This window comes from Duganella sp. FT27W, assembly GCF_009295655.1.
GTDB classification, from domain to species: Bacteria; Pseudomonadota; Gammaproteobacteria; order Burkholderiales; family Burkholderiaceae_D; genus Rugamonas; species Rugamonas zoogloeoides.
In genome coordinates this window covers 712650-731829 of the sequence record NZ_WHIV01000002.1, presented here as the reverse complement: position 1 = coordinate 731829, position 19180 = coordinate 712650, and the positions used below count along the sequence as shown (strand labels likewise).

The following is a 19180-nucleotide window of genomic DNA, read 5'->3' as shown; positions in this document are numbered from 1 at the left end:
ATTATGGAATTTTATCGGGTGGGAAGGTCGGTTTTTCTGCACACTAATCAGCTAGCCAAGTAAGAAAAAACAGCTCGCCACGCTAGACGGGATCACGAATTCCTCACGAAAAATCGCTGGCTGCGCCATTTTGTAGTAAAATTTCATAAGTTAATCGATAAGGAATCAACATGGCCTTGCATCCCGTACTGGAATCCGTCACCGCGCGCATCATTTCGCGTAGCAAACCTTCGCGTGGCGCTTATCTTGAGCATCTCGAAGCAGCGCGCGTGAAGGGCGTGCAGCGCGGCACCCTGGCATGTACCAACCTGGCGCACGGCTTTGCGGCGTTTCCCGCCAACGACAAGCTCTCGCTCAAGGAGCTGAAAAAGCCGTCGGTGGCGATTGTTTCCGCCTACAACGACATGCTGTCCGCGCACCAGCCGTTCGAAGGCTTCCCGGCGCTGATCAAGGACGCCGTGCGCGAAGTGGGCGCGGTGGCGCAATTTGCCGGCGGCACGCCCGCCATGTGTGATGGCGTCACGCAAGGGCAGCCCGGCATGGAATTGTCGCTGTTCTCGCGTGACGCGATTGCCATGTCCACCGCCATCGCACTGTCGCACAATATGTTCGACGCGGCCGTGTACCTGGGCGTGTGCGACAAGATTGTGCCGGGCCTGCTGATCGGCGCGCTGCACTTCGGCCACTTGCCTGCCGTGTTCGTGCCGGCCGGCCCGATGACCACCGGCCTGTCCAACTCCGAGAAAGCCAAGATCCGCCAGCTGTATGCCCAGGGCAAGGTCGGCCGCGCCGAACTGCTCGAAGGCGAGTCGCAGTCGTACCACGGCGCCGGCACTTGCACCTTCTACGGCACCGCCAACAGCAACCAGATGCTGATGGAAGTGATGGGCCTGCACCTGCCGGGCGCCGCCTTCATTACCCCCAACACCCCGCTGCGCGCCGAGCTGACCAAGGCTGCCGCCCGCCGCGCCGCCGTGATCAGTGCGCAATCGGACGAATACCTGCCGGTCGGCCACGTGGTCGATGAAAAATCGATCGTCAACGCGATTGTCGCGCTGCTCACCACCGGTGGTTCCACCAACCACACGCTGCACTTGGTGGCGATTGCCAAGGCGGCCGGCATCGTGATCGACTGGGACGATTTCGACGAGCTGTCGAAAGTCGTGCCGCTGCTCACCCGCATTTACCCGAACGGCAATGCCGACGTCAATCACTTCCACGCCGCTGGCGGCACCGGCTTCGTGATCCGCGAACTGCTCGACGGCGGCCTGCTGCACGACGACGTCACCACGATTTTGGGCAAGGGCCTGCGCGCCCACACCACCGAACCATTCCTCGGCGAAGGTGAGGTTGGACGCGAGGGCGTGGTGTGGAAAGCGGCGCCGGAACAATCGGGCGACGAAGCGGTGCTGCGCAAGATCACCGCGCCGTTCTCGCCGGACGGCGGCACGGTGCTGGTCAAGGGCAACCTGGGCCGCGCGGTGATGAAAGTATCGGCGGTGAAGCCCGAGCACCAGACCGTGGAAGCGCCGGCGCTGGTATTCAACTCGCAGGAAGATTTCATGGACGCCTACAAGGCCGGCCAGCTCGACCGCGACTTCGTTGCCGTGCTGCGCTTCCAGGGGCCGCGCGCCAACGGCATGCCGGAACTGCACGCCTTGACGCCGGCGCTGGCCAACCTGCAGGACGCCGGCCGCCACGTGGCGCTGGTGACCGACGGCCGCATGTCGGGCGCGTCGGGCAAGGTGCCGGCAGCGATCCACGTGTCGCCGGAAATCCTGGCCGGCGGACCGCTGGGTCGTGTACGCGATGGCGACATCATCCGCGTGTGCGCCCGTACCGGTACGCTCGAAGCGAAAGTGGAAGCCTCGGTATGGGCTGCGCGTGAACAGGCCACGGCCGACCTCACCCCGAACGGCGTCGGCATGGGCCGCGAGCTGTTTGCCATGTTCCGCCACAGCGTCTCCGAAGCAGAGAAGGGCGCCACCACCTTCGGCCTGCCGTCGCCGATTCCGACCGTCGTCGGCCTGCATGACAAAGATCCGGTCGGTAACACCGTGCCGGGTTCCGATGAAGATTTCTCGATGAAGAAAGAAGCGTAAATCATGACCATGACTCTGCTCGACATTATGCGTACTTCCGCCGTGATCCCCGTGATCGCGATCGACGAACCCGAACACGCGGTACCGCTGGCCAAGGCGCTGGTCGCCGGCGGCATCCGGGTGCTGGAAGTGACGCTGCGTACCAAACACGGCCTGGGTGCCATCCGCGCCATGTCCGAGGTGGAAGGCGCCATCGTGGGCGTGGGCACCCTGACTGCGCCGGAAGAATTCGCTGCTGCGCGCGATGCCGGCGCCGTCTTCGGCGTGTCGCCGGGCCTGACCGCCGCCCTGATCCAGGCTGCAAAATCCAGCGGCCTGCCACTGCTGCCGGGCGTGATGACGCCGTCCGAGGTCATGGCTGCGCGCGAACACGGCTTCAAGCAGCTGAAACTGTTCCCTGCCGTGCCGGCCGGTGGCGTTGGCATGCTGAATGCCATTTACGGCCCGCTGTCGGACGTGACGTTCTGCCCGACCGGCGGCATCTCGCAAGAGACGGCCGGCCAGTTCCTCAAGCTGAAAAACGTCGCCTGCGTGGGCGGCTCGTGGCTGACGCCGAAAGACGCGATTGCCGCAGGCGATTGGGAACGCATCACCGACCTGGCCAAGGCGGCCAGCGGCTTGCGCATCTAGGCTGGTTCGACTTGCTGACGAAAACGACGCTGCGGCGTCGTTTTTTTATTTTCAGGCGGTGAGGGTTCTGAGCGCCGCCAGTTCTTCCTTGAGCACCTTGCGCAAACTGGCCACAGTGAGTGGGGAACCCTTTGGCGGCTGCATCGCCTTGCGCAACTCGGCGTTGATCAGCGTTTGATAGCCGATGCCCTGCGCCTCGGCCTGCTCGCGGAAAAACGCCAGCACGTCGTCGTCAAACATGATGGTGATGCGGCTTTTGCCAGTGGCTGGCACCACTGCACCGCGTTTTCCTTCCGTAAAATCGTAATCATTGCGCATGATATGTCCTCGTCTCGCCTTTGCTGGCCTTGCGCGCGGAGATCAGCCGGATGTTTTCGCCGCGCATGGTGTACACCACGATCAATAATCGTCCGTTGCCATCGGCCCCCAGCGTGACGAAGCGTTGCTCGCCAAACGCGTCGGGATCCTCGATCGTGACCGCCATGAAGTCGTGCAACGCTTCCTCCGCCTGGGCAAAACTGACGCCATGCTTGGCGCGGTTGAACTTGGCCTTGAACGGATCGAATTCGATGTATGTTTTAGGATTATGCATATCCTATACATATACTGCAAGTGCTGCCGAAGTTTTTGATACGCCGCAAGCGCGGCGCATCGAATGTGCTAGACGGCAACAACCTGTTGCGCGGCGGCCTTGGCGGTTGCGCGGCTGGTGCGACGGTGCGGATACATTATCATCATGGCTGCCAGGCAGGGCAGGCCGAACACCAGGCAGGCCGGCAGCCAGCCCGCGCCAATCGCATGGCGCGGTTGGCGCAGCGCGCGGCGGCGCCACAGCCAGGCGCCGGTCGCTGCCAGCAGGTTCGATAGCAATGCCGCCATCCACATCTCGCCCGAACGCTGTGGCAGGAGCGGTGCTGCCAGGCTTTCGGCCGAGGCTGTGTGCGGCAGTATCCATGCCGGCAAGGCGGTAACGGCGTCGAGCACCGGCGATATCCACCAGTCCAGCTGGTTCAGCAGCGGTGGGTAGTCGGGACTGATCGCTCGGGTGGCGATGGTTTGCGGCTTGCCGTCGGCGCCGACAAACACCACCGTCTGCAAGCCGGTGTTGGCAGCGCCATGCGACCGGTCGCGGCCACCGGCAAAGGACACCAATACGCCGTCGGACAACCGGGCGACATCGATCCTCGCCATGTCGTTGAGTGGGCCGGGCAGGGGCACGCTGTACAGCGCCCGGTAAGGCGCTTGCGGACCTGCGGTGCGGTAGACGATCAGCCGCTGGTTGCTCACCGCGTAAGCCGTATCACCGGCCACCACCGGGCGCACCATAAAAATTTCGTTGGTGGGCAGGGTGGCCAGTGTGATGAAAGTGAGCGTGCGGGTGTCGATATCGAGCATGGTGTGCGGCAGCATCATTTTTCCCGTCAGCGCTGGCACGGCAGGGAAGCCGGTGGTATCGCGGACGCCGCCAGGTCCCAGGGATGCGATGGCGGCCCCGGTGCGCAGGTCGGTCAGGTCGAAGCGCATGGTGTCGTGATTGAAGCTGAGCAGCTGGTTGTCGTTGATCTTACCGCTCGGCATATTTTTGTTGGACAGCTGTTGTGGCAAGGCATAGCCGATCCAGCCGGTCATGATTTTTTGCGGTGTCATCCGCGCCAGTTCGCTGCGCCAGCGGTCGGCGCGCGACTCGTTGCTGGCCGTACTCTGGAGGCCCATGCGCAGCACGTCCTGGCTGTCCAGGATGCGCAGGTCCGAGTCGCTGCCTGCTGGTGGCTGCGACATCTGTTGCGGATGCGTGCCGGTCGCCATGGCGCCCAGTTGCACGGCAAATTGAACGCTGCCCGGCGCCAGCAGGTACAGGCCCAGCACCAGCGGCAGCGCGGCCAGCATGGTGGCGATGCCGGGCGCCGGGGCCCTGGCGCGGTTGGGCTGGAAGCTGGTGTAGACCACGGCCGCCATCAGCACAGCGCACGGCACGCACATGGCCAGCAGGGCGATGGCAGTCGATTCGTGCATCAGCATGACCCACGGCAGCGCCACGACCAGCACCGCACAGCGGCTGGCGCCGAGCATGATGGCGGCGCCGGCCAGCCAGGCCATGATCACGATCATCACCACGTAGGCCACCATCACGTAATGGCGCAGGTCCACGGGACGGTCGCTGAACCAGTCGGTGCCCAGCACGGCCAGCAGCAGCGGCACGCCAACCGCCAGGGCTATCATGGCGGCCGAGGCCAGGGTGATGGCACCGAAGATGGCGCTGCGCGGCAGCGGCCGGTGCATCAGCCATACCCAGCGGCCGGGCTGGCGGTAGCTGCCGATCTGGTGCAGGGCGAAGCCGAGGCCGGCCAGCGCATAGGCGCCCAGCATCACGACCTGCACCTGCCACGCTTGCGCCAGCGGGTCGTTGACCCTGCAGAAGAACAGCAGCAGCACCAGGTGGGCCACGAAAAACATCAGGGCGGCGCGCCGGTAACGGCGGCACTCGCTGAAAAACAGGTCGCGCATGGTGAAATTCCTCAGGCTGCTTGAATAATAGGGGTAGAAGAAACACTGCCGATATGGCCGCGCGCCAGCATGCCGTTTACTGCCCGGTCAAGGCCGATCGGCATATGGTGTACGGTGCGTGCGCCCAGCAGCCGCAATTGCGCTTCGAACTGGTCGCCCTGGTCGAAGACGATCAGGTGCGTGAGTCCGTCGATATGTTCGGTTTGCAGCACGCCGGCCATGGCGCCCAGCTCGGGCGCGCGGAACGGAAACTCGGCCACCCACAACCGCATGCGCTCGCAGAACTCGTCGGGCGCCGACGCGTGCAGCAAGCGGCCGCGTTCGAGGATGATCAACTGGTCGGCCACGCGTTCGATTTCGTCCATCTGGTGCGAGCAATAGACGACGGTAGTGCCGCCCGTGTAGCTGCTGTCCATTAGCGCGGTCAGGAACACCCGCCGCGCCACCACGTCCAGTCCCAGCGTGGGCTCGTCGAGGATCAGCAGTTCGGGCGCCTGGCCCAGCGCCAGCGCCAGGTTGACGCCGGCGCGTTCGCCACGCGAGAGTTCGGCGATGCGCTGGCCGGGCAGCACGTTGAAGTTGCGCAGCACCGCGTGGTAGCGTTGCTCGTCCCACGCGCGGTACTGGCGGCGCTGCATGGCGGTCACCTCGTCCACCCGCATCCATGGCGGCAGGGTGTGCTCTTCGTTGACAAAACCGATGCGCGCGCGCAGGTCGGGCGTCAGCTGGGCGCTGTCGCAGCCGAGGATGCGGGCGCTGCCGCCGGTGGCTGCTTCAAATCCGAGCAGCACGCGAAACAGCGACGATTTGCCGGCCCCGTTTGCGCCCACCACCGCGTGAATGCCGCCGCGCGCCACTTTCAGGTTGAGGCCGTTGAGCGCCAGCTTGCCCTTGAATTGCAGGCTCAATGCTTCTGTTTCGATCAGATAGTCGCCACGGGCGACGGGAGAGGACGTGTTCATCCAGGTTCCTGGTTGGTGATGGTGTGGTTCAGGCGGTTTTTTTTGGCGCGACCAGGGCCAGTTCGGCGGCCACCCGGTCGATCAGCGCGTCGGCCGGATAGTCGAGCGCGATCACGTCGCCGACAAAACGGACCACGGCGTCGTTCAGGCGGCGCTCGCGCTCGGGATCGGACAGGCGCTGGCGCGGCATGGCCACGAACAGGCCCAGCCCGGCGCGGGCGTCGAGCCAGCCTTCGGTGGTCAGTTCGGTGTAGGCCTTGGCGACCGTGTTGGGGTTGATCGCCAGCTGGGTAGCCAGGCCGCGCACGCTGGGCAGGGCGGCGCCCACGGCCAGCTCGCCGCTGGCGACCAGGCGTTTGACGCCATCGACAATCTGGCGGTTGATCGGACGCGGATCGCCTGTGGCGATTTGTAACATCAGGGGACTGCGGCGCGGCTGGTTCATTTTATATTTCCACTGTACTAGTACAAATAGTACAGTAACACCGCGTATGTGCCGACGTCAACCACCAATGACGTCAGCGAACCGGCGCCACCGCGTTTTGAATGTGCGCCCGCAGCCACTGGTGCGCCGGATCGCGGTGCGCGCGTTCGTGCCACAGCATCGCCATCTCGTAGCCTGGTACCTCGATCGGCGGGGCGACGGTTTTCAAGGCACCGTTGCCGCGTACCAGCCGCTCCGGCACCATCGCCACCAGGTCGGTGGCAGCCAGCGCCGCGATCATGAACAGGAAGTGTGGTACCGACAGCGCCACCCGGCGGGTCAGGCCCGCTTGCGCCAGCGCTTCGTCGGTGACGCCGTAAAAGCCGCCGCCGTTGTTCGAGACCAGCACATGTTCGAGCGCGCAGAATTGCCTGAGCGTGGGTTTGCGCTGCAGGCGCGGGTGGTCCACCCGGCCCGCCAGCACGTAGCGCTCGGCAAACAGTGTGCGGCGACGCAGGCCCGGCGGCGCGCCGGCGCTGGTGTGGAAGGCCAGGTCGATCTCGCCCTGCTCGGCCTGGCGGGTGATGCGGTCGGGCGCCAGTTCCAGTACCGCCAGCCGGGTAGCGGGCGCCAACTGGCGCAGGCTTGCCAGTGCGGGCAGCACGATGGTCGATTCGCCGTAGTCGGTGGCGGCCACGCGCCAGGTATTGGTGGCGCTGGCAGGATCGAAGGCGCTGGCCGGCGCCACCGCCTGTCCCAGCGCTTCGAGGGCCAGGCGCAGCGGTTCACGCAGCTCCTCGCCGCGCGCGGTAGGCTTCATGCCGCGCGGTCCGGGCAGCAGCAGCGGGTCGCCGAAGATGTCGCGCAGCCTGGCCAGGTGCACGCTCACCGACGGCTGCGACAGGTTCAGCCGCTGCGCCGCGCGCGTGACGTTGTGCTCGGCCAGCAGCACGTCCAGCGTAACGAGCAGGTTCAGGTCCAGCCGTCGAAGATTAAGCATTCTAATACCTGCTATGTTGGGAATTCATTTCCAATATACCTGAGCAAACTTTACGCTGTGTGCTTCTTATTCAAAGGAGTACCAGCATGAACATCCTGATCGTCCACGCCCACCCCGAACCGCAGTCGCTCAGCGGCGCCCTCAAGGATTTTGCCGTGCGCCACCTGGAGGCGGCGGGCCACGCGGTGCAGGTATCCGACCTGTACGCGATGCAGTGGAAGCCGTCGCTCGATGCGCACGACAGCCTCGATGGCGCGGCGGGCGAACGTTTCGACGCGTCTGCCGATTCGCGCCTGGCCTACGACAGCGGTCGCCAAAGCGCAGACATCGCGCTCGAGCAGGAAAAGCTGCGCTGGGCCGATACCGTGATCCTGCAATTTCCGCTGTGGTGGTTCTCGATGCCGGCCATCTTGAAAGGCTGGGTGGACCGCGTGTACGCCAACGGCTTTGCCTATGGCGTGGGCGAACACTCGGACCAGCGCTGGGGCAACCGCTACGGCGAGGGCAACCTGGCCGGCAAGCGCGCCATGCTGATGGTGACCACGGGCGGCTGGGAATCTCACTACAGCGCGCGCGGCATCAATGGCCCGATCGACGACCTGCTGTTCCCGATCCAGCACGGCATCCTGTTCTATCCGGGGTTCGATGTGCTGCCGCCGTTCGTGGTGTACCGCACCGGCAAGGTCGATGAGGTCAAATTCGCGGAACTGTGCGCGCAACTGGCACAGCGCCTCGACACGCTGGCCAGCACTGCGCCGATTGCGTTCCGGGCGCAGAACGCGGGCGACTACGCGATTCCGGCGCTGACCTTGCGCGACGAGCTGGCGCCGGGCGTGACGGGATTCGCGGCCCACCGCGCCACGTGATCAGCCGCCCATCTTGCAAAGGCGCTAGCCGCCCATCTTGTTGTACAGTTTTCCGTCCCAGCGCATGGTAATGCGGCTGCAATGGAATTCGAAGTCGTCGCCGTCCTTGACCTTGAAGGTTTCGAAATGGTTGACGGCGATGCGCACCGCGTCCTGCAAGGCGCCGCCTTCGGGAATCTGCTTGGGCAGTGGCAGGTCCTTGATGTGCAGCAGGTATTCCACGCGCTTGGGGTCGGTGTTCTGGTCCCACCAGATATCGATGACGACCTGGTCGCCACGATGTTCGGCTTCCGCCAGGCAGCGGCCGTGTCGTCTGGTTTCGAACTTGAAGCGCATTGATTACTCTCCGGATGGTGGCGAGAGCTTGCGCAACTGCATGCGCAAGCCGACTGGTGACATGGTAAAGCCTGATAACTCCTCCGGCTCGGCACCGTCGGCGGTCGCCACGGACGCGATATCGAAACTGCCCAGCAGCATGGCGGTGGCAATCTTGATTTCCAGCAGCGCCAGGTAGCGCCCGGGGCAGGTGCGCACGCCGGCGCCGAACGGCATCGACACCTGCTTGTTCATAACGCCGCCGTCGAGCCAGCGCGAAGGATCGAACTGCGTGGCGCGTGCCACGTGGTCGTCGCTCATGCTGTCGTGGCGCATCACCAGCCATACCAGGCTGCCGGCCGGCACCGCGACATCGCCTACCACGCTGTCACGCAGCGCCTCGAGCGGAATGTACGGCGCCACGGGTTTGAGGCGCATGGCTTCCTGGGCGCAGGCGTCGATGTAGTCGAGCGCGTCCATCTGCTCGATGGTGAACGCTGCGGCAGCAGGCGCCACGCGTTGCACTTCGGCGCGGGCGGCTTCCAGCGCTGCCGGATTTTGCTGCAGCAGGTACAACATCCAGGCCAGCGTATGGCTGGTGGTGTCTTCGCCGGCCAGCAGCATGGTGGTAACGTTGCCGGCCACGGCGTCTTCTGCCAGGCCGGTGCCATCGTCTTCTGCCGCGCAGATCATTGCTTCGAGCAGGTTGGCGGGGCGTTCGCGTCGCGCCGGATCGGCAGCCAGGCGGGCGCGGGCTTCGGCCACCAGGGCGTCGATGGCGGTGTTCAGGGCGGCGATGCTGTGGTCGAGTTCGCGGTCGGCCGCCAGCTTGACGTAGCGCCAGTAGGGAAACAGCGACAGCGACCGTTTCGACACGGCCGGCAGGATGCGGTCCATGTGGCGCTGTAACACATCCTCGCCGCCATCGATGGTATTAACCTCGGTGCCGAACGCCAGCCCGGCCACGATATCGACGCTGTAGCGCTTGAGGTCGTCCGCCAGGTCGATGGTGGCGCCGCTGTCGGCTGCGCTGGCCCAGCGCCGTTGCAGGCGCAGCGCCACGGCCACCAGCGACGGGAAATAGGCCTTGACCGCGTGCGGCGCCAGCGCCGCCATCACCATGCGCCGCTGCTCGCGCCACGCTGCGCCTTCTTCGAGGAACACGCCGGGGCGGCCCTTCATTTCCTTGGCGATGTGCTCGGTGACAGCGGGGCGGCGGTAGCCGTCGGGGCGGTCGCGCAGCGCGGCCGACACCAGTTTATGATCGGACACCACCAGCGCCTGGGTGGGCCCGAGCGACATGCGAAACAGTGGCCCGAATTCGCGGCACCAGGCTTCGACATCCTGGTGGAAGCGCAGCGGCCGCATTTGCAGCAGGTTGCCCACCAGCGGCCACGGACGCGGACCGGGCAGGTCGGCAATGCGCCGTAGGGGCGTAGCGAGCGTGGCGGTATCGGGCAAGTGATGTCTCCTGGTTGTGGGGGCTAGCCGGGCGTTTGTGCTTCCACCCGGTTGCGGCCGTTCTTCTTGGCGCGGTACAGCGCGCGGTCGGCGGCGCCGATCAGGGTGTCGATGTTGACTGCCGATGCCACGCTGCGGGTGGCCACGCCGATGCTGACCGTCACCACGCCGCTGGCGCCGCCGTGCGCATGGGCAATCGCCAGCGCTTCGGCGCGGGCGCGGATCGCTTCGGCCATCTGCGTGGCCTGGGCGGTGTCGGTGTCGGGCAGGATCATGGCGAATTCCTCGCCGCCGTAGCGCGCCATCAGGTCGCCCGAGCGCTTGAGCATGCCGGACAGCGCGGCCGCCACCTGGATCAGGCACTGGTCGCCCTTCTGGTGGCCGTAGTGGTCGTTATAGGCCTTGAAGTGGTCGATGTCGATCATCAAGAGCGACAGCGGCGTGCCATGGCGGCGCGCGCGCCGGTGTTCGCGCTCGATCGCCACGTCGAAGTGGCGGCGGTTGGCGATGCCGGTCAGGCCGTCGGCAAAGGTTTGCGAGCGCAGCACCAGGGTTTGTTCGCGCAGCAGCTTTTCACGGCCCACGGCGATGCTGACATCGGTGATCTGGATCAGGCAGTGGCGTCCGCCGTCGACCACATCGACCGGCGTCACCGCCACCGCCTGTTGCAGGCGTTCGTCCAGGCGCGCCGCTGCGGCATTGGCGTACAACGGGAACGGCGCCTTGTTGAGCGACTGCGACAGCAGCGACGGAAAATGGTGGCGCAGCGCCTGGTCGATGGCGGCGTCGACCCGGCTGCCGCGCAGTGCCGGGAACAGAGCCAGCAAGTCGGCGCCCAGCGCCTGCTGCTGCGAAATCTGCGCGTGTTCGCTCATCCAGTCGTTCCACAGCACCACGCGGCGGTCGGGGCCCAGCACCACCGCGCCCAGGGTCACCGCGTTGAGCACGCTGTGCAGCAAATCGAGCGAGGGTTCTCGTACCGTCGTCAAGCCAGCCACCTCAGGCTTGCCCCATCGCGCGGGCGATGTAGCGGTTGATTTGTTCTTTGAGGTCGTGCAGCGCCGAGATGTCGAGCACGAAAGCGACATAGCCGAGAATCTGGTGCTTGTCGAGCGCGAAGTCGATGTGCAGCATCAGCACCACGCTGTCGGGTTCGTTGCCGGACACGCCGAGAATCTCGTCGCTGGTGCCAACGTGGTATTCCGGCAACGATCCGTGCAGTTCCTGTTCGAAGACATTAGCCAGGGTGCCGATGCAGGCATTGAGGATGATGTTGCCGATTTCGCACATGGCTTCCTGCTCCATGTCGGTCAGCTCTTGCAAGGGCACGGTTTCGCCGACCATCAGGCGCACCAGTTCCAGGCTTTTGTCTTCGGGGAACATGAGGATGGCGTCGGTATCGAACGCGCCCTCGTAGTGCTGGCTGACGCCGCAAATGCGGTCCGGCGCCTCGGCCTCGGCCGCCAGCCTGCTGCCCAGCAGCCGCGCCGCGTCGGCACGGCTGATGAAGCTGATCGACGGCACCGACATGCGCACCTCTTCGCTGACCAGCGCGCTCATCGACGCGGCAGCCTGGCCCACGCCGATATTGAAAATCTCGATCAGGGCGTCGTTTTCCAGCTCGGACAATTCCACCATGTCAGCCTCCCGCCAGCGCCAGCAACTGGGCGATGCGCGCCTCGGTGATCGGCTTTTCCATGAATCCCAGCCCCAGCGCCTCGGCCCGCTCGCGCGTGGCGGACTGCACGTTGGCGGTCAGCAGGGAGATTGGCAGCGCAGGCGCCAGCCGCCGCAATTGCTCGGCGGCGGCGATGCCGCCCATGCCGGGCATATTGACATCCATCAGCACCAGGTCGGGCAGGGCCGCGCGTGCCTTCTCCAGCGACTCTTCGCCGGTGCCGGCTTCCACCACGTTCCAGCCGGGTTGCAGATGCAAAATATATTGGCGCGCCATCATCCGTGAGACGCGGCTGTCATCGACAATCAACACGGTTTTTGTTCGCTCGGGTGTAACGTCAGTCATGTCACCTCCTGGCTTGTATGTATGGGGCATTCTCGCATAATAGGGTTTTGCTTGGCAGCTATCCGTTAAAATAGCGCCACTGATTCCTCCCGCTTTCCTTTAATTGTTAAAAATCATGACCCAAGACGAACTGAAACAAGCCGTAGCGCGCGCCGCCATCGACTACGTGGTGGACAACGAAATCATCGGCGTCGGCACCGGTTCCACCGCCAATTTCTTCATTGATGAGCTGGCCAAGATCAAGGACCGCATCAAGGGCACCGTGGCGTCGTCGGAAGCGACCGCCGCCCGCCTGCGCGGCCACGGCATCGCGGTGTATGACCTCAACGACGTGCCGGCGATTGCCGTGTACATCGACGGCGCCGACGAAATCGACGCTTCCGGCGCCATGATCAAGGGCGGCGGCGCGGCATTGACGCGTGAAAAGATTGTCGCATCGGTATCGAGGCAGTTCGTCTGCATCGCCGACGGCTCCAAGCTGGTGGACGTGATGGGCAAGTTCCCGCTGCCGGTGGAAGTGGTGCCGATGGCGCGCGAAGCCGTGGCCCGCGCCTTAAGCGCGCTGGGCGGCGTGCCGAAGCTGCGGTTGAAACCGGGCACGGATGAGGCGTTCGTGACCGACAATGGCGGCCAGTTGCTCGATGTATCGGGATTGTCGATTACGGATCCGGTGGCGCTGGAAGCGCAGATCAACCAGATCGTGGGCGTGATCGCGGTGGGGCTGTTTGCCGCGCGTGGCGCCAATGTGTGCCTGCTGGGGATGGCCGAGGGCGTGAAAACCCTGAAGTTCTAAGGATTTGCTGGCCGCCTCGGCGGCCAGCATCCGGAGTTACTCGGTCGGTGGCACGTAGCCCATCGCCGCATCGGCGCCGTCGCCGAAGAAATGTTTTTCCATCTGCTGCGCCAGGTATTTACGGGCGCGCAGGTCGGCCAGGTTCAGGCGGTTTTCGTTGACCAGCATGGTCTGGTGCTTCATCCACGCGGCCCACGCTTCTTTCGAAACCGACTCGTAGATCTTCTTGCCCATTTCGCCAGGAACTGGTGGGAAATCCATGCCCTCGGCTTCTTTGTTGAGTTTAATGCAATGTACGGTGCGGGCCATCTGTCTTGCTCCTAAAGCTGTAACGTAAAGACGTCATTATAAAGATTTAATGAGGACCTGGGATTTGCGCTGCCAGTTATACATGTGCTGGCGATCCTTCGGTAGCGCATCGACCGTGGCCGGCACGAAGCCGCGCTTCTGGAACCAGTGCGACGTGCGCGTGGTGAGCACGAACAGCTTGGTCACGCCCAGCGCGCGTGCGCGGTTTTCCATGTGTTTCAAAATGCGTTCGCCGTCGCCCTGGGCCTGCACTTCGGGGTTTACCGTCAAACATGCCATTTCGGCCATCTTGTGTTCCGGGAAAGGGTACAGCGCCGCACAGCCGAAGATCACGCCATCGTGCTCGATAACCGAGAAGTAGTCGATTTCGCGCTCGATCAGCTCGCGGCCGCGCTTGACCAGGGTGCCGTCCGCTTCCAGCGGTTCGATCAGCTTGATGATGCCGCCCACGTCCTCGATCGTCGCCTTGCGCAGCGATTCGAGGTTTTCGTGCGAGATCATGGTGCCCACGCCATCGTGGGTGAACAGTTCGAGCAGGGCCGAGCCGTCCATCGCGAACGGCACGATGTGCGAGCGTTCCACGCCGTTGTCGCACGCCTTGATGCAGTGGCGCAGGTAAAACGCGGTGGCGTCGTCGAGGAAGCCGGCGTCGAGCACGGCTTCGGCCATGTGCGACGACAGTTCACGGATTTCGGTGCCGCCGGCGTCGGTCATCATCGGCGTTTCGGTGATGAACACCAGCTTGTCGGCATGCAGGGCAATTGCCGCGCTGCAGGCCACGTCTTCCATGGTCAGGTTGAATGCCTCGCCGGTGGGCGAGAAGCCCAGTGGCGACAGCAGCACCAGGCCGTCGGACCCGAGGATGGAATGGATGGTTTCGGCATCGACCTTGCGTGTGACGCCCGTCAGTTCCAGGTCCACGCCGTCAATCACGCCCAGCGGACGGGCCGTGATGAAGTTGCCGGAAATGATACGGATGGCCGCATTCGACATCGGCGTATTGGGTAACCCCTGGCTGAATGCGGCCTCGATATCGAGGCGCAGCTCGCCGGCTGCTTCCTTGGCGCACTCCATGGCGGCCGTATCGGTGATGCGCACGCCGTTGTGGAAGCGCCCTTCGACGTTGCGCAGGGCTAACTGCTCGGCCACCTGCGGGCGCGAGCCATAGACCACGGTCACATTGATGTCGAGCGCGTGCAGCAGCGACAGATCGTGGGCCAGCACCTGCAGGGCGCCGGCGGAAACGAGTTCACCGGGAAAGGCCACCACGAAGGTCTTGCCGCGGAAGGCGTGGATGTAGGGCGCGACTGAACGCAGCCATTGGACGAATTGGGTAGGGTTTTCCATTACCGGCATTATAATTCGGTGCGCGAATTCCGCACCCTATACTTGTAAAAAACAATGTCAGAAGCCAGCAACAAGCCCAAAAGCCCCCCCAATACACTCCGTGGCCCGCAAGACCGCCGCCCGCAAGCCCCCGCCAGCCCGTTTGCCGAGGCATTAAAAGGCGTAGTCGCTGTCAGGACGGAGCCGGTGCCGGCAAAGGTCCCGAACCCGGGCGGGGCGCCGCGCGGCAAGGGCGCGCCGCAACAGCGCCCGGCTGCTGGCATCGAAGGTCCGGGTGATCGCACGTCCCAACGGCGTCCCGCTGCTGGCAACGACGGCCGTGGCCGCGGTGCGCCTGGCGGTAGTCCGTCCACCAGGGCGGAGGGCGACGGCAAGAATGCGTCGCGCGCGCGCCTGACACCGGAAGAGCAGGCCGCCCGCGAAGCCGCACGCGAGGCGCGCGAGGCCGAGCGCAATTTCCGTACGCCGCTGCCGCCGATCACCTTCCCCGAAGATTTGCCCGTCTCGGGCCGCCGCCACGAGATCGCCGCCGCCTTGCAGGCGAACCAGGTGATCATCGTTTCCGGCGAGACCGGGTCCGGTAAAACCACCCAGCTGCCGAAAATCTGCCTGGAACTGGGCCGTGGCCAAAAGGGGCTGATCGGCCACACCCAGCCGCGCCGGATCGCCGCGTCGTCCACCGCCAAGCGGATTGCCGCCGAACTCAATTCGCCGCTAGGCCAGCACGTGGGTTTCAAGGTGCGTTTTGCCGATACCCTGCAAAAGGGCGCGTCGGTCAAGCTGATGACCGACGGTATCCTGCTGGCCGAAACCCAGACCGATCCGTTATTAAAAGCCTACGACACCATCATCATCGACGAGGCGCACGAACGCAGCCTGAACATCGACTTCCTGCTCGGTTACCTCAAGCAGTTGCTGCCGCGCCGCCCGGATTTAAAGATCATCATCACGTCGGCCACCATCGATGCCGACCGCTTTTCGCGCCACTTCGGCACGCCAGAGAAGCCGGCGCCGGTGATCGAAGTGTCGGGCCGGCTGTACGCGGTGGAAGTGCGCTACCGGCCGATCGACAGCGATGTGCCCAACAAGGCCAACCCGGGCGGCAACGCCACGGCGATTGCCAACGCCGAAGGCCGTGGCCAGCGCACGGCCGCCGCGCGCGAAAAGCGCGACCTGATGGATGCGGTGGTCGATGCGGTCGATGAACTGGCGCGCCTCGGTTCCGGCGACGTGCTGGTCTTTTTGCCCGGCGAACGCGAAATCCGCGACACCGCCGAAGCGCTGCGCAAGCACCATCCGCCGCACGTGGAAATCCTGCCGCTCTTCGCGCGGTTGTCGGCGGAAGAACAGGAGCGCGTGTTCAAGGTGAGCAATGCGCGCCGCATCGTGCTGGCCACCAACGTGGCCGAGACGTCGCTGACCGTGCCCGGCATCCGCTACGTGGTCGATGCCGGTTTGGCCCGCGTCAAACGCTATAGCTACCGCAACAAGGTCGAGCAGCTGCAGATCGAGCCGATCGCGCAGTCGGCCGCCAACCAGCGCGCCGGCCGTTGCGGCCGCGTGGCCGATGGCGTGTGTATCCGCCTGTACGACGAGCAGGATTACCTGCTGCGGCCCAAGTTCACCGAGCCGGAAATCCTGCGCTCGTCGCTGGCGTCCGTCATCCTGCGCATGAAGTCGCTGCATTTGACCGACGTGGAAAGCTTCCCGTTCATCGAGCCGCCGCTGGCGCGCGCGATTGCCGACGGCTACCAGCTGCTGCAGGAACTCGGTGCCGTCGATGAATACAACCAGTTGACGCCACTGGGCCAGAAGCTGGCCAAGCTGCCGCTCGACCCGCGCGTCGGCCGCATGATCCTCGCCGCCCTCGATAACGTGTGCCTGAGCGAAGTACTGATCATCGCGTCCGCGCTGTCGGTGCAAGATCCTCGCGACCGCCCGATGGAACACCAGCAGGCGGCCGACGAAGCGCATAAAAAATTCGCCGATGAAAAATCCGAATTCCTCAGCTACCTGAAAATCTGGCGCTGGTTCGAAAACGCCATCGAGCACAAGAAAACCAACCGGCAGTTGATGGACAACTGCCGCACCAACTTCCTGTCGCAGCTGCGCCTGCGCGAGTGGCGCGACGTCCATTCGCAACTGGTCACGCTGGTCAAGGAGCAGGGCTGGCGCATCAACGAATTGCCGGCCACGTACGAGAACCTGCACCTGGCGCTGCTGACCGGTTTGCTCGGCAATATCGGCTTCAAGAGCGAGGACGAGCCGGGCGCCGGGTATCTCGGCGCACGCGGCATCAAGTTCCATATCTGGCCGGGATCGTCGCTGCTGAAAAAACCGGGCAAGTGGATCATGGCGGCCGAACTGGTCGATACCACGCGCCTTTACGCGCGCTGCGTGGCCCGCATCGAGCCGGAATGGCTGGAAAAAGTGGGCGGCCACCTCTTGAAAAAATCGTGGGGCGAGCCGCGCTGGGAAAAGCGCTCGGCGCAGGTGACGGCGTCCGAACGCGCCACGCTGTACGGGCTGGTCGTGTACAGCCAGCGCCGCATCAACTACGGCGCTTTCAACCCGACCGAGGCCCGCGAAATCTTCATTCGCGACGCGCTGGTCGGTGGCGATTACGACACGCGCGCGCCGTTTTTCGCCCACAACCACAAGCTGATCAAGGACATCGAAAACCTCGAACACAAGTCGCGCCGCTTGGACGTGCTGGTCGATGATGAACTGATCGCAGCGTTTTACGACAAGCTGATTCCGGCCGACGTGGTCAACGGCGCCGGTTTCGAAAAATGGCACAAGGACGCCACCGCCGCCGAGCCACGGCTGCTGTACCTCAACCGCGACGAACTGATGCGCCACGAAGCGGCTGGCGTTACCACCGAGCTGTTCCCGAAGATCATGTCGGTCACTGGCCTCGAGCTGGGCCTGACATACCACTTCGAACCGGGCAGCGTGCGTGACGGCGTGACCCTGGCCGTGCCGCTGTACGCACTGAACCAGTTGCCGCGCGAGCGCTGCGAATGGCTGGTGCCGGGCATGCTCAAGGAAAAAGTGCACCTGCTGCTCAAGTCCCTGCCGCAAAAGCTGCGCCGCCACTGCGTGCCGCTGCCCGACTACGCGGCGAAATTCTGCGAGCGCGTGCACGAAGCGGGCGTGTTCGGCCGTGGCGACCTGGTGGACGCCGTCATTGCCGACATCCGCAAGCAACTGACGATTGCCGTGCTGACCACCGACTTCAAGCCGGAAACCTTGCCCGCCCACCACTTCATGAATTTCAAGGTGATCGACGAGCACGGCCGCCAACTGGACATGGGCCGCAACCTGGCCACCTTGCAAGCCGATTTCGGCATGCAGGCGCGCGAGAGTTTCCAGAAGATGGCGGAGACGTCGGGCACCACGGTAACATCCGCCGCGCTGTCGGCTGCCCAGCCGGCCAGCGGCGCCAGGCCAGCCGCCGGCGGCAAGGCAGGTGCTGCGGCGCCCGTCACTGCGACGGGCGGCAAGGGGGGCACCGGTGCGGCGCCACACGGTGGCGTGGACGCTGCCGAACCGTCCAACCTGACCAACCTCAGCAACTGGACCTTTGGCGAACTGCCCGAACTGCTCGAAATCCCGCAAGGCAAACTGACGCTGATCGGCTTCCCCGCGCTGGTGGACAAGCGTACCCACTGCGACCTCGAAGTCTTCGACGACCCGACCGTGGCAGCGCGCACCCACCGCCAGGGCCTGCGCCGCCTGTTCGCGCTGCAGATGAAGGATCAAATCAAGTTCATCGAGAAAAGCATCCCGAACCTGCAGCAAATGGGCATGCAATACATGGCCATGGGCACGCAGGAAGAACTGCGCGACGAGATCATCAACAAGGCGCTCGACATCGCCTGCCTGCAAGATCCGTTGCCGACCGATGCTGCCAGTTTCACCAAACGCAAGGACGAAGGCAAGTCGCGCCTGGTGCTGCTGGTCAACGAAGTGGCGCGCCTGCTGTCGCAAGTGCTGACCGAGTTCCACGGCCTGCCCAAGCGCCTGCAAGGCTTGCCGCAGGCAGCGGCAACCGATATGCAGGGCCAGTTGCAGGGCCTGGTACATAAGCGCTTCCTGTCCGACAACGACTACAGCCAGCTGTCACACTTTCCGCGCTACCTGAAGGCGATGAACGTGCGCATCGAAAAGCTGCGCGCCGATCCCGCCCGCGACGCCAAGCTCATGGCCGACTGGCAACTGGCCGCCACGCCATACCAGCGCCTGCACCGCGACAAGAGCGCCGGCAAGAATACCGACCCGAAACTGGTCGAGTTCCGCTGGATGCTGGAAGAGTTGCGGGTATCGCTCTTTGCCCAGGAACTGCGCACGCCGATGCCGGTGTCGGTGAAGCGGCTGCAAAAAGTGTGGGAATCGATGCAACGGTAATGATCGTGCGCAGGTGGTTTCCGCTTAGACTGG

General features: G+C 64.5%; 18 protein-coding genes. 5 read left to right on the top strand and 13 right to left on the bottom strand.

What is annotated here, in order from left to right; all coding sequences use genetic code 11:
• Positions 1-170 precede the first annotated feature (170 nt).
• Positions 171-2102: a phosphogluconate dehydratase gene (gene edd / locus F8197_RS09420; protein ID WP_152881643.1), complete on the top strand. Its 1932-nt coding sequence runs from the start codon at positions 171-173 to the stop codon at positions 2100-2102.
• A 3-nt stretch (positions 2103-2105) separates the two neighbouring features.
• Positions 2106-2732, top strand: a complete 627-nt coding sequence (gene eda / locus F8197_RS09415) for a bifunctional 4-hydroxy-2-oxoglutarate aldolase/2-dehydro-3-deoxy-phosphogluconate aldolase (RefSeq protein ID WP_019922788.1) — start codon at positions 2106-2108, stop codon at positions 2730-2732.
• Positions 2733-2783: 51 nt separating this feature from the next.
• Here the strand turns inward: eda and F8197_RS09410 are convergent, their stop codons facing one another.
• The 6 genes from F8197_RS09410 to F8197_RS09385 form a co-directional block, all read right to left on the bottom strand.
• A complete protein-coding gene (locus tag F8197_RS09410; RefSeq protein WP_152881642.1) occupies positions 2784-3050 on the bottom strand; it encodes a BrnA antitoxin family protein in 267 nt (88 codons plus the stop codon).
• Complete coding sequence (locus F8197_RS09405) at positions 3040-3324, bottom strand: BrnT family toxin (RefSeq protein WP_152881641.1); 285 nt, start codon at positions 3322-3324, stop codon at positions 3040-3042. Before F8197_RS09405 ends, F8197_RS09410 begins: the two co-directional genes overlap by 11 nt.
• A gap of 68 nt (positions 3325-3392) precedes the next feature.
• Complete coding sequence (locus tag F8197_RS09400; RefSeq protein ID WP_152881640.1) at positions 3393-5237, bottom strand: hypothetical protein; 1845 nt, start codon at positions 5235-5237, stop codon at positions 3393-3395.
• 11 nt (positions 5238-5248) lie between these two features.
• Positions 5249-6199, bottom strand: coding sequence for an ABC transporter ATP-binding protein (locus F8197_RS09395; protein ID WP_152881639.1), 951 nt, complete (start codon positions 6197-6199; stop codon positions 5249-5251).
• Positions 6200-6227: 28 nt separating this feature from the next.
• The gene (locus F8197_RS09390; protein WP_152881638.1) at positions 6228-6644 is read right to left on the bottom strand and encodes a GntR family transcriptional regulator; all 417 of its coding nucleotides are present in this window, start codon (positions 6642-6644) and stop codon (positions 6228-6230) included.
• 73 nt (positions 6645-6717) lie between these two features.
• Positions 6718-7623: a LysR family transcriptional regulator gene (locus F8197_RS09385; protein ID WP_152881637.1), complete on the bottom strand. Its 906-nt coding sequence runs from the start codon at positions 7621-7623 to the stop codon at positions 6718-6720.
• An 86-nt stretch (positions 7624-7709) separates the two neighbouring features.
• On the opposite strand from F8197_RS09385, the gene F8197_RS09380 reads away from it, so the two are divergent.
• Positions 7710-8489 (top strand): NAD(P)H-dependent oxidoreductase, encoded by a 780-nt coding sequence (locus F8197_RS09380; protein WP_152881636.1) that lies wholly within the window; start codon positions 7710-7712, stop codon positions 8487-8489.
• A gap of 24 nt (positions 8490-8513) precedes the next feature.
• Here the strand turns inward: F8197_RS09380 and F8197_RS09375 are convergent, their stop codons facing one another.
• Genes F8197_RS09375 through F8197_RS09355 form a run of 5 tightly spaced genes read right to left on the bottom strand, consistent with a single transcriptional unit; the run spans position 8514 to position 12288 of the window.
• Entirely contained in the window at positions 8514-8825 is a 312-nt protein-coding gene (locus F8197_RS09375; RefSeq protein ID WP_152881635.1) for a hypothetical protein, read from the bottom strand.
• Positions 8826-8828: 3 nt separating this feature from the next.
• Positions 8829-10265, bottom strand: a complete 1437-nt coding sequence (locus F8197_RS09370; RefSeq protein WP_152881634.1) for a cytochrome P450 — start codon at positions 10263-10265, stop codon at positions 8829-8831.
• A 23-nt stretch (positions 10266-10288) separates the two neighbouring features.
• On the bottom strand, positions 10289-11254 hold the full coding sequence (locus F8197_RS09365) for a GGDEF domain-containing protein (protein ID WP_227012176.1): 966 nt from the start codon (positions 11252-11254) through the stop codon (positions 10289-10291).
• Positions 11255-11264: 10 nt separating this feature from the next.
• Entirely contained in the window at positions 11265-11903 is a 639-nt protein-coding gene (locus F8197_RS09360; RefSeq protein WP_152881633.1) for a chemotaxis protein CheC, read from the bottom strand.
• A 1-nt stretch (position 11904) separates the two neighbouring features.
• Complete coding sequence (locus F8197_RS09355; RefSeq protein ID WP_056140596.1) at positions 11905-12288, bottom strand: response regulator; 384 nt, start codon at positions 12286-12288, stop codon at positions 11905-11907.
• A 115-nt stretch (positions 12289-12403) separates the two neighbouring features.
• Between F8197_RS09355 and rpiA the strand changes: the two genes are divergently transcribed.
• A complete protein-coding gene (rpiA, locus tag F8197_RS09350) occupies positions 12404-13081 on the top strand; it encodes a ribose-5-phosphate isomerase RpiA (protein ID WP_152881632.1) in 678 nt (225 codons plus the stop codon).
• Positions 13082-13117: 36 nt separating this feature from the next.
• Here the strand turns inward: rpiA and F8197_RS09345 are convergent, their stop codons facing one another.
• Together F8197_RS09345 and argA are read right to left on the bottom strand one after the other, a co-directional pair.
• Complete coding sequence (locus F8197_RS09345; protein WP_019922774.1) at positions 13118-13390, bottom strand: oxidative damage protection protein; 273 nt, start codon at positions 13388-13390, stop codon at positions 13118-13120.
• A 36-nt stretch (positions 13391-13426) separates the two neighbouring features.
• Complete coding sequence (gene argA / locus F8197_RS09340) at positions 13427-14737, bottom strand: amino-acid N-acetyltransferase (RefSeq protein ID WP_082488672.1); 1311 nt, start codon at positions 14735-14737, stop codon at positions 13427-13429.
• 54 nt (positions 14738-14791) lie between these two features.
• Here argA and hrpA point away from each other — a divergent pair, with 54 nt between their 5' ends.
• Complete coding sequence (hrpA, locus tag F8197_RS09335) at positions 14792-19147, top strand: ATP-dependent RNA helicase HrpA (protein ID WP_152881631.1); 4356 nt, start codon at positions 14792-14794, stop codon at positions 19145-19147.
• Positions 19148-19180: the final 33 nt, after the last annotated feature.

Excerpts from the sequence above, each read along its gene's own strand:
- F8197_RS09375 (WP_152881635.1), bottom strand. The coding sequence starts at position 8,825 with ATGCGCTTCAAGTTCGAAACCAGACGACACGGCCGCTGCCTGGCGGAA.
- F8197_RS09355 (WP_056140596.1), bottom strand. The coding sequence starts at position 12,288 with ATGACTGACGTTACACCCGAGCGAACAAAAACCGTGTTGATTGTCGAT.
- F8197_RS09360 (WP_152881633.1), bottom strand. The coding sequence starts at position 11,903 with ATGGTGGAATTGTCCGAGCTGGAAAACGACGCCCTGATCGAGATTTTC.
- F8197_RS09410 (WP_152881642.1), bottom strand. The coding sequence starts at position 3,050 with ATGCGCAATGATTACGATTTTACGGAAGGAAAACGCGGTGCAGTGGTG.
- F8197_RS09400 (WP_152881640.1), bottom strand. The coding sequence starts at position 5,237 with ATGCGCGACCTGTTTTTCAGCGAGTGCCGCCGTTACCGGCGCGCCGCC.
- rpiA (WP_152881632.1), top strand. The coding sequence starts at position 12,404 with ATGACCCAAGACGAACTGAAACAAGCCGTAGCGCGCGCCGCCATCGAC.
- F8197_RS09390 (WP_152881638.1), bottom strand. The coding sequence starts at position 6,644 with ATGAACCAGCCGCGCCGCAGTCCCCTGATGTTACAAATCGCCACAGGC.
- hrpA (WP_152881631.1), top strand. The coding sequence starts at position 14,792 with ATGTCAGAAGCCAGCAACAAGCCCAAAAGCCCCCCCAATACACTCCGT.
- F8197_RS09385 (WP_152881637.1), bottom strand. The coding sequence starts at position 7,623 with ATGCTTAATCTTCGACGGCTGGACCTGAACCTGCTCGTTACGCTGGAC.
- edd (WP_152881643.1), top strand. The coding sequence starts at position 171 with ATGGCCTTGCATCCCGTACTGGAATCCGTCACCGCGCGCATCATTTCG.
- eda (WP_019922788.1), top strand. The coding sequence starts at position 2,106 with ATGACCATGACTCTGCTCGACATTATGCGTACTTCCGCCGTGATCCCC.
- argA (WP_082488672.1), bottom strand. The coding sequence starts at position 14,737 with ATGGAAAACCCTACCCAATTCGTCCAATGGCTGCGTTCAGTCGCGCCC.
- F8197_RS09405 (WP_152881641.1), bottom strand. The coding sequence starts at position 3,324 with ATGCATAATCCTAAAACATACATCGAATTCGATCCGTTCAAGGCCAAG.
- F8197_RS09345 (WP_019922774.1), bottom strand. The coding sequence starts at position 13,390 with ATGGCCCGCACCGTACATTGCATTAAACTCAACAAAGAAGCCGAGGGC.
- F8197_RS09380 (WP_152881636.1), top strand. The coding sequence starts at position 7,710 with ATGAACATCCTGATCGTCCACGCCCACCCCGAACCGCAGTCGCTCAGC.
- F8197_RS09395 (WP_152881639.1), bottom strand. The coding sequence starts at position 6,199 with ATGAACACGTCCTCTCCCGTCGCCCGTGGCGACTATCTGATCGAAACA.